This window comes from Chitinophaga caeni, from assembly GCF_002557795.1.
GTDB classification, from domain to species: domain Bacteria; phylum Bacteroidota; class Bacteroidia; order Chitinophagales; family Chitinophagaceae; genus Chitinophaga; species Chitinophaga caeni.
The window spans coordinates 2,447,660-2,462,549 of the sequence record NZ_CP023777.1; the positions used below are offsets into that span (position 1 = coordinate 2,447,660).

A 14,890-nucleotide genomic window follows, 5' to 3' on the forward strand; every position below is an offset into this window, starting at 1 on the left:
GTTGATATTATTTTTCATAAAAAAAGACCGGAACAAGAATCCCGGTCTTTTTTTATGAAAATATCTTTCCATGTTAATTTAAAACTTCAGCAAGTTTCTTTTCTAATGCCTCGCCACGTAAGTTTTTACCGATGATCTTACCACTTGGATCGATCAGGAAGTTTTGAGGGATGGCATTTACACCGTATAAACCGGCCACTTCGTTTTTCCAACCTTTCAGGTCAGATACTTGTGTCCAAGCTAGACCGTCTTTTTCAACGGCAGCTAACCATTTGTCTTTGTTTTCATCCAAAGAAATACCGAATACGGTAAACCCTTTATCTTTATAAGTGTTGAATGCTTTTACCACGTTTGGATTTTCCTGGCGGCAAGGTCCGCACCAGCTAGCCCAAAAGTCAACCAAAACATATTTGCCTTTGAAAGAAGCTAAGCTTACAGCGTTTCCATCTTTATCGCTTTGGGAGAATTGGATCGCGGGTTGACCAACGGCGGTTTTCTTAGCAATTTCTAATTTTTTACCGAAAGCAACACCTGAAGGAGATGCTTTTACCGCATCCGCAAGGTTGTTATATAACGGTTCTGCTACAGCCGGATCAATATCGTAACCTACGGCAGTAGAAATAGCATAGATCCCGATTGGAGACTTAGGGTTTTTAGCAAGATATTGCTTGTAAATCTCAACTTGCTGTGCATCTAGCTTGTCGTATTGATTACCCAATTCTTCCATCTTCTGGGTGTTCTTTTCACTTCTTGCCTTGTAGTATTCCTGGGTAAGTTCGGCAATTTGTTTTTGAACATCCGCGGTCATGTCGTTGAGCTTCAATAACTCTTGCTGCGCAGGAGTTCCTGTAATGGTAGGTTCTTTAGTTATATCACCTACATTGATTTTCGTTTGACCTTTGTCGATGAAAAACTGGGATACACCTTTATAATTTCCTTCGAAGTTGAAGTTTTCAATTTCAGATTGATCTTTCCAAACAAGGAAGTTAGCCATGGTAGGTTCGGCCACTTCACCTTTAAAAGTGAATTTACCGGAAGCGTCAGTTTTGGCGCTGTCGATCACGTTTTTACCGCTATTACGGTAACGGATATAGAATGTTGTCGGCGTAGCAGCTTTCGCATAAGTTCCTTCGATAGTGAAAGGATACTCCTTGACAGCCTCTTTTTCTTGTGCAAAGAGCGCTAAAGGGGCTAGCAATGCTCCCGCTAATATCAATTTCTTCATTTTATAAATTGGTTTTTGTATAACAAATATGCTGAAAGTACGAATCTACGACAATTTAAATTTGATAGACGGCTATTACTGCTCAGCAAATATCATCTCTAGGGTTTTCTCCAGTTGAACTCCCCGCAGGTTGCTTGCAATAATCTTGCCGTTCGGATCTACCAAGAAGTTTTGCGGGATTGAACGCACGCCATATTGCAGCGCCACGGCATTATTCCAGCCTTTTAAATCGGAAACCTGGGTCCAACCCAGTTGATCTTGCCGGATGGCTTTCAACCAGTTATTGCGGTTGTCATCCAGTGATACGCCTAATATAACGAAATTCTTCGACTTGTACTTTTGATAAGCTTTTACTACATGCGGGTTCTCTTGCCTGCATGGTCCGCACCAGCTGGCCCAAAAGTCTACTAAAACGTATTTCCCACGGAACTGGGATAATTTTACCGGTTTGCCTTCGGTATCATTCTGCGTAAAATCCGGTGCATCCGGCTGATTTTTAGCCTTTTGAATGAAGTTATTGGCCATATTGCCGTAACGGCTTTTCTGAATGGCAGGGGAGAGCCGCCCATAGGCTTGCTCAAACTCCTTGATATCTACCTTGTTGCGTAATTCATTCAGCAGGATCCATACGCTGGCGATGGATGTAGGATGCTGTTGTATAAATGCCAGTCCTTCTTTTGATACATCCCCGGTGAATACCTGGGCTTTCTTTCTGAATGCTTCCTTGGCAGGTTCATTATCAGCTTCTATTGCTGATGCTTCGCGGTTCAAAGCATGTGCCCGCGCGATCAGGGGCTGGAACGTTGATTGGTATTCTTGGAAATGCTTTGTCTGCACACCGGATCGTAATTGATTGAGAACGGGGAAGTTAGCCGCATTCGCTTCAAAATAGATCGGTTCCTCTTCTGCAACGAATAAGAACGGCGTTTCTGTGGCTTCCAGCATCAAGGCATAAACATTTCCCATGCTGGGACTGTTCAGCGTAAATGAAAATTTACCTTGTTGAATGGTTACAGAATCGTCTACATAGGGATCCTTATCATCAAAAAAATATAATTTTTTCCCATCAGCTCCCTTAACTTGGCCATTGATCTGTAATTGAGCAAATAATTGCCAGGGAAGGGATAATAAAAATAATAGGTTTGTAAGACGCTTTAAAAGAATCATTTATGTCTTTCTTTGAGTATGTTGATAACGTCGGCTAATGTGAAATTTTTGGCTTGTAACAGCACCAGGTAGTGGAATAACAAGTCGGCCGCCTCGTTCAAAAATAGCTCATTATTGTCATCTTTGGCCTCTATCACGATTTCTACGGCTTCTTCACCCACTTTTTGAGCCACTTTATTGATGCCTTTCCTGAATAATTTAGAGGTATAAGAATCATCACTCGGGTTATTTTTACGATCGCTGATAATTTTTTCCAGCTTTTGTAAAAAGTCGGGACTGTCATTAGATTCATCCCAACAAGTATCTGATCCCGTATGGCAAACTGGCCCTGCCGGGTTGGCTTGTATCAGTAAAGAGTCGTTATCACAATCGAGTTTAATATTCTGTACGTGCAAGAAATGACCACTTTCTTCGCCTTTTGTCCACAAGCGATTCTTGGAGCGGCTGAAGAAGGTAACTTTATTGTCCTCGATGGTTTTATCCAAGGCTGCCTGGTTCATGTAGCCCAACATCAGCACTTTCCCTGTAATGGCATCCTGGATGATGGCAGGAACTAACCCGTCCGGCGACTTGGTAAAATCTACTTGCAAAGTCATATACTAAATAGTTCTAATTTTAATTTTTGAATGAACGGTATTTTGCTTTTAAAAGCGGACTTGTATCCCTTTTTGATAAAGGTACGTCTTCAATGCCGGGATTTCGATTTCCTTGTAATGAAAAATACTAGCGGCCAGGGCTGCATCAGCATTGGCGATTTCAAACACATCGGCAAAATGTTGCATCGTTCCGGCGCCACCAGATGCGATTACAGGAATATTTAACTCGCTGGAAAGCTGCCCGGTAATATCCAGGGCAAACCCTTGCTTGGTACCATCATTATTCATGGAAGTCAACAATATTTCACCGGCGCCGCGATCTGCTGCTTCCTTGGCCCAATCGATCGTTTTTGTAGTCGTTGCTACCCGTCCCCCGTTGAGATACACATACCAATCGCCGTTTTCGAAGCGGGTATCGATCGCTAGCACGATGCATTGGCTACCGAATTGCCTCGCCATTTCATTGAGTACTGTTGGATTTTTATAGGCAGCTGTATTCACGGATATTTTATCGGCGCCGCTGTTGAGCAATACGCTGACATCCTCCACGGTAGAAATCCCGCCTCCAACAGTAAAAGGAATATTGATTTGTTGCGCGATGCGCGTTACCAACTCCGCTAAAGTCTTGCGTTTTTCATTGGTAGCGGTGATATCTAAGAATACCAGTTCATCGGCTCCTTGCCCGGCATATAATGCGCCCAGCTCAATCGGGTCACCGGCATCCCTGATATTTTCAAAGTTGATACCTTTTACCGTGCGTCCATCCTTGATGTCCAGGCAGGGAATGATTCTTTTAGTAAGCATCGTAATATATTTAATTGCTATTGCGCAATATTATTTCGTAATAAGTTATCCTTCCATGAATTGTTTCAATTCGCGGATGCTGATCTTCCCTTCATAAATAGTTTTTCCAACAATAGCGCCGGAACAGCCTGCTTCCGATAATGCTGCCAGGTCTGCTAAGCTACTAACACCGCCGCTCGCTACCAGGTTGATGCCCGGGAATTGCGCAATGATATTGCGGTACAGTTCAGTGGATGGTCCTTGCAATAAACCGTCTTTCGCAATATCAGTGCAGAATATTTGCGTAATGCCTAGCTGTTGTTTTTCAGATAGGAAATCGTAAATACTGACACCGGTTGTTTCCAACCATCCGCCCACGGCGATCATTTCATCTTTTACATCGGCGCCGAGGAATATTTTTTCCGCGCCATAGGTCTTAACCCATTCCGCGAATAAATCCGGCGCTTTTACAGCCATGCTGCCAATTGTAGCCATTGCTGCGCCGCTTTCGAATACGATTTCTATATCTTTTTCTTTTTTAATCCCGCCGCCGAAGTCGATGGTTAAAGCAGTTTTTCCCGCGATCTGTTCCAGCACTTTCCAATTTACCACGGCGCCTTTTTTGGCTCCATCCAAATCGACTAAATGCAATCTTTTGATACCGTTATCTTCAAATTCCTTGGCTACTTCCAAGGGATTCTCGTTATATACTTTCTTTTGATCATAATCTCCTTGCGTTAACCTTACGCATTTACCATCAATAATATCAATCGCCGGTATGATTTCCATTTGTTTTGAATTTAGATTTTCTTGTAGCGGGATGTTCATTTCCATCCTGGTGAAAGCGATATCCTGCTTGTAAAAAATGTTGCCCGCAACGTTCATCCCGTGCTTCTTATAGAAATTGGTAGCCGTGGTGCGGGCATTACACCACAAGGTAGTAATGCGGTGTTGCTTGCAATAAGAAACGAGGTAGCGCACCAGGTAGCTGCCAATACCCCTGCCTTGCATATCCTTTGCCGTGGCAAACTTTCGGAATTGCGCCGTATTACCATCTATAAATAGTGATACGACGGATACCATTTGATTTTGATAAAAGACACCGAAATGTAGGCCGCGTTCATCTCCTTCTACCACCACACTTTCGATGCTGGCATCCGGGTAAAGTATTTCCCTCCTTAAGTTCAAGGTGTCTTTCGCGTGAATGAACCTGATTTGAACCGGGATATCCATATATTATAATTTCAAGAAATTATCCAAGATTTTTTGTCCTTCCGAAGCCGATTTTTCCGGGTGAAACTGCACCGCGTAAAAATTATCTTTCTGCAATGCGGCGCTGTAGTTGATGATATAATTCGCCGTTGCAACCGTATCGGGGCCTAATGCCGCGTAATAACTATGCACGAAATACATATAGGCGTTCTCCGGTACATTTTCGAAAATCCTGCTATGCAGGCCGGTAATATTATTCCATCCAACTTGCGGTATTTTCAGCAAGTTAGGAACCGGGGATTCGAATTTCTTCACAGGCAAGTCAAAGATGCCCATGCAAGTAGTATCATTTTCCTCGGAATATTTACAAAGTAACTGCATGCCCAGGCAAATGCCCAGGACGGGTTGTTGCAGGTTTTTAATCACCTGGTCCAATCCTTTCGCTTGCAGGTATTCCATCGCGGTGCTGGCTTCACCTACGCCGGGGAAGATCACCTTGTCGGCAGAACGGATTTCTTCTTCATGATCAGATACGATACCGTTTACGCCCAACCGTTCCAATGCAAATTGCACGGACTTTGTATTCCCGGCGTTATATTTTATGATTACAGTTTTCATATATTAAAGGTTACAGTTTCGGGCGAACATCCTGGATGAAATTAGCGATGGCTACTTGCAAATCCGGGGCCGTTTCAATCGCTTTTACGAAGGCGGTTCCTATAATGGCGCCATTCGTATATTTGCAGGCTTCCTCAAAGGTAGCTTTATCCCGGATACCAAATCCAACTAACACGGGATTTGATAATTGCATGTTTTGTAATCTTTTGAAATAATCTTCTTGTAAATCGATATCCTTATTACTACCCGTTGTACTGGAAGATGAAACAGCGTAAATAAAACCTTTGCTTAACCGGTCTATTTTACGGATTCTTTCCTCGCTGGTTTCCGGCGTTAGCAGGAAGATCAGGTGCAGGCCGTATTGCTCGAATATCTTTTTATATTCCTGTTCGTATTCGTCCATCGGGAGATCCGGCAGAATGATACCATCGATACCCACTTCGGCACAGTGTTTACAAAAGTTTTCTATACCGAATTGCATCACGGGATTCAGGTATCCCATCAGGATGATGGGAACTTGTGTCTTTTCCCTAATCCCTTTCAGTTGTTCAAACAGGAGGCTGATCTTCATCCCGTTTTTCAAGGCGATCGTGCTGCTATGTTGTATAACAGGTCCATCTGCCAAGGGGTCGGAGAAAGGCATGCCTAGCTCGATGAGATCTACACCGTTATTTGAGAGCGCCTCGATAACGGTAGTCGTATCATCAAGTTGTGGATAACCCGCCGTGCAATATATATTGAGTATATTATTTTTTTGCTTTGCAAATAATTGATCTATCCTGTTCATGATCCTTTACTTTAGATGTTGGATATAAGTGGCCATGTCTTTGTCTCCCCTGCCTGAAAGGCAAACTACGACTACATCTTCCGGTTTGAATTTAATGTCCTTGAGCTTTGCTAAGGCGTGGGATGATTCCAGTGCGGGGATGATACCTTCTAACCTCGTTAATTCAAATGCTGCGGCTAAGGCTTCATCATCGGTAGCATTCAACACCGTAGCCCTGCCGGAATCAAATAAATGGGCGTGTACGGGTCCAACGCCGGGATAGTCTAACCCGGCTGAAATGCTATGCGGCTCTACAATCTGGCCGTCATCTGTTTGCATCAGCAAGGTTTTGCTGCCATGGATGATGCCAAGCGATCCTAATTGCGTAGTGGCGGCGGAGTAGCCGGAGTTGATGCCTTGCCCGGCAGCTTCTACGGCAATGAGCTGTACGCTGGGTTCATCCATGAAATGAAAAAATGTTCCCGCTGCATTGCTGCCACCACCCACGCAAGCGATCGCGTAACCGGGTAAGGGGTTACCCGTTTTTTCTGCCAGTTGCGAGCGGATTTCCTCGCTGATTACCGATTGGAACCTGGCCACCATATCCGGGTATGGATGTGGACCTACGACTGAACCGATGATATAATGCGTCTCGGTCGGGTTATTGATCCAATCCCTGATAGCCTCATTGGTGGCATCTTTTAATGTTTGACTGCCACTCTTCGCAGCCCTTACTTCCGCACCGAGCATCCTCATGCGGGCTACGTTAGGCGCTTGTCGCTCGATGTCCACGCTGCCCATATACACGATACATTCGAGTCCCATCAAGGCACAAACTGTAGCGGTAGCCACGCCGTGTTGACCGGCTCCCGTTTCAGCGATGATCCTTTTTTTGCCGAGCCTTTGGGCTAGCAGGATTTGGCCGATCGTGTTATTGATTTTATGTGCGCCGGTGTGATTCAGGTCTTCCCTTTTCAGGTAGATCTGCGCCCCGTATTTCGCGGATAATCTTTTGGCTAAGTATAATGGAGATGGCCTGCCCACGTAATCTTTGAGCAGTTGCGTAAACTCCTCTTGGAAGCCGGGATCAGACATGATATCGAGGTAATTCGCTTGTAGTTCCGCCACGTTAGGGTATAACATTTCCGGGATATAAGCGCCACCGAATTTGCCGAAATACCCTTTACCGTTGACGTGGTAACGGGAGTTCTTGGTATCGACTGCTATGTTCATGTTTTTAAAATTAAGATTGAATTGACCTAATTACTGGGAAATGCTTTGACGGCCTCAATGAATGCTGCCACTTTCTGCATATCTTTTTCGCCCGGAGCCGTTTCAAATTTGCTATTGATATCATATGCATGCAGGTAGGGATGTTGAAATGCTTTTAAAAGCGCCACATCCTTGGGGCCGATGCCGCCGCTTAAGAAGAACGGTTTATGCAAACGGTATGCATCGAGCATTTTCCAATCAAACTGCACGCCTGATCCGCCATGAAATTGCGGATGGGCCGTATCGAACAGGAAATAATCAACAACGGGCATAAAAGGAGCAGCATCCAGGTGAAAGTTCGGGTTGTTCCCCACGCGGAAAGCTTTGATGACTTGGGCGCTGAGCCTAACAGCCTGGCAATAAGTGATGGACTCATTTCCATGAAGCTGCACCAAATCCAGTTGATAGTCTTTAATGGTTTGCTGAACTTGGTACAACGGTGCATTGACGAATACACCCACTTTTTTAATACCGCTACCAGCTTGTGTTACGGCAGAAGCGTCCATCTTACCGATAATATAGCGGGGCGAGTTTTCATAAAAAATAAACCCTGCATAATCTGCTCCCAAGGCAACTAATTGTTCCAGGTCTTTCGCGCGCGTGATACCGCAAACTTTTATGTTCATAAGCTAGCCAGTTGATGTTGCAGATCCCCGGCGAAACGTTCAAAAGCTTTGTCGGGACTGCTTTGTTTCATAAAATGTTCGCCGATGAGGAAGCCATCGAACCCGGCTTTTTTCAGGGAGATGATCACGTTTACATCCGTGATGCCACTTTCAGCCACTTTCACTTTATCTGCCGGGATCAGCGGGGCTAATTCGAACGAACGGTTAACGTCTACTGTAAAGGTAGTAAGGTCGCGGTTATTTACACCCACCAAGTCTACATCTTTAGCAACTTTATCCAGTTGTTCTGCGCTGTGTATTTCTAATAATACTTCTAAATCAAGATCATGGGCAGTTTTGGCAAATTGCGCTACTTGTTCTTTCGTCAAGCATTCGGCTATCAATAATATCACGTCAGCGCCGATGGCTTTCGCTTCTATAATTTGATATTCATCGACGATAAAATCTTTCCGCAGGATGGGGATATTATTGATTTCACGCGCTTGTATCAAATCATCAATGGAGCCGCCAAAATATGGGCCGTCCGTTAAAACCGATAGTCCCGATGCACCGAATCTATTGTAAGCCCCGGTTACGGTTTGCACTTTCACCATATCATTGATAATACCTTTCGACGGGGATTTGCGTTTAAACTCGGCAATGATACCCGTGCGTGTAGGCGCTACCAGGAAGCTTTTCAGCGAAAGCGTTTTCCTGTTAAACAAGGTGGCTCGTTCCAGGTCTTGTACCAACCTATTTGTTTGGCGTTCTGCAACTTCTTTGTGTTTTTGCGCCACGATCTCGGCGAGAATATTACTCATAGAATGATAATTATTGCAAACTGATCAAGGTGTTAAATGCTTGTAATGCTTTGCCGGACTCCAGGGATTCCAAGGCTGATTGGTAGCAATTTTCATAAGTGTCATATTGCCCCAAGCAATACAAACCCATTGCGGCATTCGCCACTACAACTGAATGTTGCGCCCAGGTGCCTTCCGCTTTCAAGATTTTCATGAATAGCTTGGCGGCATCTTCAATCGAGTTACCACCGTAAATATCCTGTGCATGAACCTGGCGTTTCCCCAGTTGTTCGGGTGTCATGTTTTGTTCACCCTTGTTCGTGATAATTTTGGTATCGGCCGTTAAAGATATTTCATCGTAACCATCTAAACTATGCACGATAGCAAATTGCTTATCCGTTTGTTGAAATAAATAATTGTAAATGCGTGCCATCTCCAGGCTGTAAACGCCGATCAATTGGTGTTGTGCAAATGCCGGGTTCACCAAGGGGCCTAGCATGTTGAAGAAAGTTCGCACCCCTAATTGCTTACGGATGGGCGCTACTTTCTTTAATGCCGGGTGAAATAGTGGGGCATGTAAGAAACAGATGCCGGCCTTTTCCAATTCATGGTTTAAGGCTGCGGAATCGTTTTTAAACTTATAGCCTAATGTCTCCATTACATTGGATGCACCGCTGATAGACGATACGCCGTAATTGCCATGCTTGGAAACCTTCGCACCGGCGCCGGCCACGATAAAACATGCCAGCGTTGAAATGTTAAAAGTATTTTTGCCATCGCCGCCGGTGCCAACGATATCCAGTACTTCATGCCCGTTCAAGTTAACGGGAACGCACAATTCCAATAAGGCATCGCGGAAGCCCATCAACTCTTCGATCGTGATGCTGCGCATCAGGAAAACGGTCATGAATGCAGCCAGCTCGCTATCGTTATAAGTGCCATGCGAGATATCGATCAAGATTTGCTTGGCATCTTGACGGGAGAATGATTTATGTTCGAATAAGTAGTTTAATATTTTTTTCATGGTAATGATGCTTTTAAAATTTACGTAAGTGTTGCTTTCTTCTAGATTACAAAGCCAGCCAATTACGTAAAATTTGCTCACCTTGCGGTGTTAATACACTTTCCGGGTGAAATTGAACCCCGCTTACATCATAATTTTTGTGTTGTAAGGCCATAATATATCCCTCTGCATCTTTCGCGGTAATTTCCAACGAGGCAGGAAGCGTTGCTTCGTCAACTACCCAAGAATGGTAACGCCCTACTTCGATTTCACCGGGTAAGTCCTTGAACAATCTTCCCGCGCGGCTGGTAATTTGCACGGGTGTGCTCACACCGTGGTAAACCGTGGTTAGGTTGCTTAGCGATGCTCCGAAAGCTTCCCCGATGGCTTGTTGACCTAAGCATACACCGAAGATAGATTTGCTGGGTGCATATTCTTGGATTAACGGTAATAATAAACCGGCTTCATTAGGTATACCCGGCCCTGGCGATAAGATGATCTTATCATAATCTTTCACTTTTTCCAAGGCAATTTGATCGTTGCGGTACACATCCACCTTGGCATGGATAATTTTCTCTACCAGGTGAACGAGGTTATATGTAAATGAATCGTAATTATCGAATACTAAGATCTTCATGCTGTTACGGTTTGTGCCATTTGAATAGCTTGTTTGAGCGCGTTTAATTTGTTGTTCACTTCCTGTAATTCCATCTCTGGATTGGATTTGGCCACGATGCCTGCGCCCGCTTGGTAGTACAAGGTATTCATCTTACTAAGCATGGAGCGGATGATTATAGCATGGATAAAATCGCCGTTGAACCCAACGAAACCGATACATCCACCGTAAAAGCTACGGGCGGTAGGCTCGTAAGAATCGATCAATTCCATGGCTTTAAACTTCGGCGCACCGGAAAGCGTGCCTGCCGGGAAAGTATCGGCCAAGATACTGAATGGCGGCGTATTGTCCGGTAATTTACCCGTTACTTCACTTACCATGTGTATGACATGTGAATAAAATTTTACATCGCGGTAATGGGTCACGGTAACATCGGTAGCATGCCTGCTCAGATCATTCCTGGCCAGGTCAACCAGCATTACGTGTTCCGCATTTTCCTTGGGGTCTTCTAATAATTGATCGGCCAGTTTTTTATCCATCTCATCGTTCCCGGTACGTTTGAAAGTTCCGGCAATCGGGTGTATCGTGGCGAGATTGTTTTGAATCAGTATTTGTGATTCCGGGGAAGATCCCATCAATTTATAATCACCGTAATCGAAGTAAAAGAGGTAAGGGGAGGGGTTGATGGAGCGAAGGCTGCGGTAAACATTGAATTCATCACCGTTGAATGATTGTTGAAAGGCGCGGGAAAGCACGATTTGGAAAACATCTCCGCGGAAGCAATGTTGCTTACCCTTTTCCACCAGTTCCCGGTATCCTTCGTCGGTCATATTACTTTCTTCATCTCCTTGGACGCTGAAAGGATAGGTGGGGAAATCTTTATTGCGTATCAATGATTCCAGCAGGTCGAGCTCGCTTTCTTCACCATCTACCAGGTTTTCGCAGATAAACATCTCGTCTTTGAAGTGGTTAATGGCAATAATGTATTGATAGAAACGGTAACGCATCAAGGGAATGGTATTGCCTTGCGGTGCGCGTTCCCGGAATTTTATATTTTCAAAAAATTGTACGGAGTCAAAAGTGCTGTAGCCAAAAAGTCCTGCTGCGAAAGGTACGGCCGGTTTCCCTTCAAATTGGAATGATCCGAGGAATTGATCGAGTTCTTTCAATACTTCCTGGGTGCTCCCCAGTTCTTTTCTTTCCGGCTCTGTACCGGGATATTTAAATTCGAAAGTATTGGTAGAAGTAACTTCTATACCACCGATGGGCTTAATACCGATGATGGAATAGCTATTTTCTCCAGCGTGCGAGTCGGTGCTTTCCAGCAAGATAGAGCCGGGGAATTTATCCCTGGTTCGCAAGTAAATGCTTACCGGTGTGAATACATCCGACAGCATTTTCTTACAAGTTGATTTAACAGAAATGGTGCGCATTTTTAATTTTTGTTTTAAAATTTGCCATCGCCTAATTGTGCTACGCTAACAACTTGTCCGGATCTACATTGCTTTGCAGCGCATCAAGGATTGGGTAAAAAGCCGAAGGGCCCGCTGTGTTCAGCGAGCCCTTCGTATTGAATTATATGTATTACATACATGGCACTGTTACACAGCAATCGAGATTACGATTCCGTGCCACCAATGTTTGTATGTAAAGTTTGTTTTCATTCTGGACACAAATATGCGGACAAATTTTTGATATTTCAAATTAAATCTCCCAAATTTTTTTTGCCCCAATCCAACTTTTGAGCTCAAATCCTTGGTGGATTTAGCTTTGATAACCCTGTGAATCTCTACAGTGTTCCTTTTGTGCTGGGAAGTCGCATATGTTCCGGATCGCGCTTTACCGACATTTTAATCGCCTTCGCGAATGCCTTGAAAATCGCTTCTATTTTATGATGCTCATTTTCCCCGCTGGCCTGGATGTTCAGGTTGGCCTTTGCCGCGTCGCTGAAGGACTTGAAGAAATGGAAGAACATCTCGGTAGGCATTTCCCCGATCTTTTCCCTTTTAAATTCGGTGTCCCAAACAATCCAATTTCTTCCGCCGAAATCTATCGCCACCTGGGCGAGGCAATCATCCATCGGCAAGCAATACCCGTAACGCTCGATGCCTTTTTTATCTCCTAGAGCCTTGGCGAAGGCTTCGCCCAAGGCGAGGCCCGTATCTTCTATGGTATGATGTTCATCGATATGCAAGTCGCCTTTGGTCACGATATTCAAATCGATATTTCCATGCCTGGCAATTTGATCCAACATGTGATCGAAAAAGCCCAGGCCTGTAGTGATATTGCCTTTGCCACTGCCGTCCAGGTTAAGTTCGATGGAGATATCGGTTTCCTTGGTTGTTCTCTGGTGCTGTACCTTTCGGGCGCCGAGTTTCAGGAATTCGTAGATCTTTGCCCAGTCGGTAGTTTCCAAGGCGATCGCTGCGCTAAGATCATCACCATTCTTGATTTCGGTAGCGCCCAGGCCGGTGCCCTCGTTGATCCAAATGCCCTTGGCGCCTAAGTTCTGGGCCAGTTTAACATCCGTGATACGATCCCCGATTACAAAGGAATTGGCTAAGTCATACGAGCCGTCCAGATACTTGGTGAGCAAGCCAGTATTCGGTTTACGGGTAGGGGCGTTATCTTTTGCGAAGGTTTTATCAATGTAAACCTCATCGAAAACAATTCCTTGCCCGGCTAAGGTGTTTATAACGAAGTTTTGTGAAGGCCAGAAAGTATCTTCGGGGAATGAATCTGTGCCTAAGCCATCTTGGTTTGTTACCATGGCCAGCTCAAAATCCAATTCGGCGGCGATCTTCTGTAGGTATGTGAAAACCTTGGGATAAAAGACGATTTTATCGAGGCTATTTACTTGAAAATCAGATGGTTCTTTAATTAAAGTACCATCTCTATCTATAAATAAAACTTTCTTCATGATTGTATGAAACTGGTTGCGGGTGTGACCCGCAGGTTGAATTATTGGTCTTTTTTCTTTTGTTGGCCGCTGTTAGGGAAGATCCAAGCCAGCGAAACCGTGATTAAAACGGATACGCATAGCCCCACGATCAGGGTGCTTAGGGCATTTCCCCAGGTGAGTTCCTTCTTCAAAATGATGAAGTCAACGATACCGGAAAGTACTGTCCAGATGATAAAAAGTATTAATATTCTTTTTTTGAAACGTTTCATACAACAGGTGTGTAAGATTTTAACCCATTTAATAACGCCTCATTCTCTTCTTTAGTACCCACGGTTATCCTTAAGCAACCGGCACACATTTCTACCTTGGATCGATCCCTGACGATGATACCCTGTTCTACCAAGGAATTATAGATTCCTTTGGCATCCTTGGTTTTCATTAGGAAGAAGTTCGCGTCGCTGGGGTAGATATTCTCCGTAACCGGCAATAGCGCCAGTTCCGCCACTAATTTTTCCCTTTCACTAACAGCGGTCTTGATCCAGTCGTTTACCTGTGAAATGCCTTCCAGGGCTTCGAGTACTAAATCTTGGGTCGCCTGTCCGATATTATAAGGTGGCTTGATCTTGTTGAAAACATGGATAATGTCTTCTGATGCAAATGCCATCCCCAACCTCAAGGCAGCCAAACCCCAAGCTTTGGAAAGAGTTTGAAGCACCACCAAGTTAGGATATTCCGTTAATTCCTGGATAAAAGATCTTTGCTTAGAAAAATTGATATAAGCTTCGTCTATTACCACGATGCCGTCGAAGTTATTTAATACGGCTTCGATATCTTCCCGGTCCAGGTCATTCCCGGTAGGATTATTAGGTGAACAAAGGAAGATCATCTTCGTATTTTCATCGATCGCTGTTTCCAGGGCAGCCAGGTCTAACTGGAAATTTTCCGCCAGGCTCACCTTGCGGATCGTTACATCGTTGATGTTGGCGCTTACCTCGTACATACCGTATGTTGGCGGGCAAAGGATCACGTTATCGATGCCCGGCCTGCAAAAAGCGCGGTATAATATATCGATCGCTTCATCGCTGCCGTTGCCCAGGAAGATGTTCTGCGGCGGTACACCTTTTATTTCGGCCAGTTTATACTTGATCTTCCATTGCATCGGGTCCGGGTAGCGGTTATACGCTTTAGCAAGCGGGGAACCGAAGCTATTTTCGTTTGCATCCAGGAAGATGCTGGCTTCCCCTTTGAATTCGTCCCTGGCGGAAGAATAGGGAACGAGCCTTTTAATATTATCGCGGAGTAGATTATCTAAATTAAACATCTTG

Annotated in this window: 16 protein-coding genes; all 16 read right to left on the bottom strand. The window is 44.5% G+C overall.

Annotation, left to right across the window (positions count from 1 at the left end):
• Positions 1–73: 73 nt before the first annotated feature.
• A complete protein-coding gene (locus COR50_RS10440; protein WP_098193928.1) occupies positions 74–1,225 on the bottom strand; it encodes a TlpA disulfide reductase family protein in 1,152 nt (383 codons plus the stop codon).
• Positions 1,226–1,300: 75 nt separating this feature from the next.
• Positions 1,301–2,392 carry a TlpA disulfide reductase family protein gene (locus COR50_RS10445; protein WP_232516347.1) on the bottom strand — a complete coding sequence of 364 codons (1,092 nt, stop codon included), beginning with the start codon at positions 2,390–2,392 and terminating at the stop codon, positions 1,301–1,303.
• Complete coding sequence (gene hisIE, locus COR50_RS10450) at positions 2,389–2,988, bottom strand: bifunctional phosphoribosyl-AMP cyclohydrolase/phosphoribosyl-ATP diphosphatase HisIE (RefSeq protein ID WP_098193929.1); 600 nt, start codon at positions 2,986–2,988, stop codon at positions 2,389–2,391. The genes COR50_RS10445 and hisIE overlap by 4 nt, the downstream gene beginning before the upstream one ends.
• Positions 2,989–3,036: 48 nt before the next feature.
• Positions 3,037–3,792, bottom strand: coding sequence for an imidazole glycerol phosphate synthase subunit HisF (gene hisF, locus COR50_RS10455; RefSeq protein ID WP_098193930.1), 756 nt, complete (start codon positions 3,790–3,792; stop codon positions 3,037–3,039).
• Positions 3,793–3,837: 45 nt separating this feature from the next.
• The gene (gene hisA / locus COR50_RS10460; protein ID WP_098193931.1) at positions 3,838–5,004 is read right to left on the bottom strand and encodes a 1-(5-phosphoribosyl)-5-[(5-phosphoribosylamino)methylideneamino]imidazole-4-carboxamide isomerase; all 1,167 of its coding nucleotides are present in this window, start codon (positions 5,002–5,004) and stop codon (positions 3,838–3,840) included.
• A 3-nt stretch (positions 5,005–5,007) separates the two neighbouring features.
• A complete protein-coding gene (gene hisH, locus COR50_RS10465) occupies positions 5,008–5,601 on the bottom strand; it encodes an imidazole glycerol phosphate synthase subunit HisH (RefSeq protein ID WP_098193932.1) in 594 nt (197 codons plus the stop codon).
• 10 nt (positions 5,602–5,611) lie between these two features.
• Positions 5,612–6,388, bottom strand: coding sequence for a tryptophan synthase subunit alpha (gene trpA / locus COR50_RS10470; protein WP_098193933.1), 777 nt, complete (start codon positions 6,386–6,388; stop codon positions 5,612–5,614).
• Between the two features lie 6 nt (positions 6,389–6,394).
• Positions 6,395–7,600: a tryptophan synthase subunit beta gene (gene trpB / locus COR50_RS10475; protein WP_098193934.1), complete on the bottom strand. Its 1,206-nt coding sequence runs from the start codon at positions 7,598–7,600 to the stop codon at positions 6,395–6,397.
• Positions 7,601–7,626: 26 nt separating this feature from the next.
• A complete protein-coding gene (locus tag COR50_RS10480) occupies positions 7,627–8,265 on the bottom strand; it encodes a phosphoribosylanthranilate isomerase (RefSeq protein WP_098193935.1) in 639 nt (212 codons plus the stop codon).
• On the bottom strand, positions 8,262–9,065 hold the full coding sequence (gene trpC, locus COR50_RS10485; RefSeq protein ID WP_098193936.1) for an indole-3-glycerol phosphate synthase TrpC: 804 nt from the start codon (positions 9,063–9,065) through the stop codon (positions 8,262–8,264). The genes COR50_RS10480 and trpC overlap by 4 nt, the downstream gene beginning before the upstream one ends.
• 10 nt (positions 9,066–9,075) lie before the next feature.
• Positions 9,076–10,068 (bottom strand): anthranilate phosphoribosyltransferase, encoded by a 993-nt coding sequence (gene trpD, locus COR50_RS10490; RefSeq protein WP_098193937.1) that lies wholly within the window; start codon positions 10,066–10,068, stop codon positions 9,076–9,078.
• 46 nt (positions 10,069–10,114) lie between these two features.
• Positions 10,115–10,684 (bottom strand): anthranilate synthase component II, encoded by a 570-nt coding sequence (locus tag COR50_RS10495; RefSeq protein WP_098193938.1) that lies wholly within the window; start codon positions 10,682–10,684, stop codon positions 10,115–10,117.
• Positions 10,681–12,096 (bottom strand): anthranilate synthase component I family protein, encoded by a 1,416-nt coding sequence (locus COR50_RS10500; RefSeq protein WP_098193939.1) that lies wholly within the window; start codon positions 12,094–12,096, stop codon positions 10,681–10,683. The genes COR50_RS10495 and COR50_RS10500 overlap by 4 nt, the downstream gene beginning before the upstream one ends.
• 356 nt (positions 12,097–12,452) lie before the next feature.
• Positions 12,453–13,583 carry a bifunctional histidinol-phosphatase/imidazoleglycerol-phosphate dehydratase HisB gene (gene hisB, locus COR50_RS10505; protein WP_098193940.1) on the bottom strand — a complete coding sequence of 377 codons (1,131 nt, stop codon included), beginning with the start codon at positions 13,581–13,583 and terminating at the stop codon, positions 12,453–12,455.
• A gap of 41 nt (positions 13,584–13,624) precedes the next feature.
• Positions 13,625–13,834: a hypothetical protein gene (locus COR50_RS10510; RefSeq protein WP_098193941.1), complete on the bottom strand. Its 210-nt coding sequence runs from the start codon at positions 13,832–13,834 to the stop codon at positions 13,625–13,627.
• Positions 13,831–14,886 (bottom strand): histidinol-phosphate transaminase, encoded by a 1,056-nt coding sequence (gene hisC, locus COR50_RS10515; RefSeq protein WP_198405823.1) that lies wholly within the window; start codon positions 14,884–14,886, stop codon positions 13,831–13,833. The genes COR50_RS10510 and hisC overlap by 4 nt, the downstream gene beginning before the upstream one ends.
• Positions 14,887–14,890: the final 4 nt, after the last annotated feature.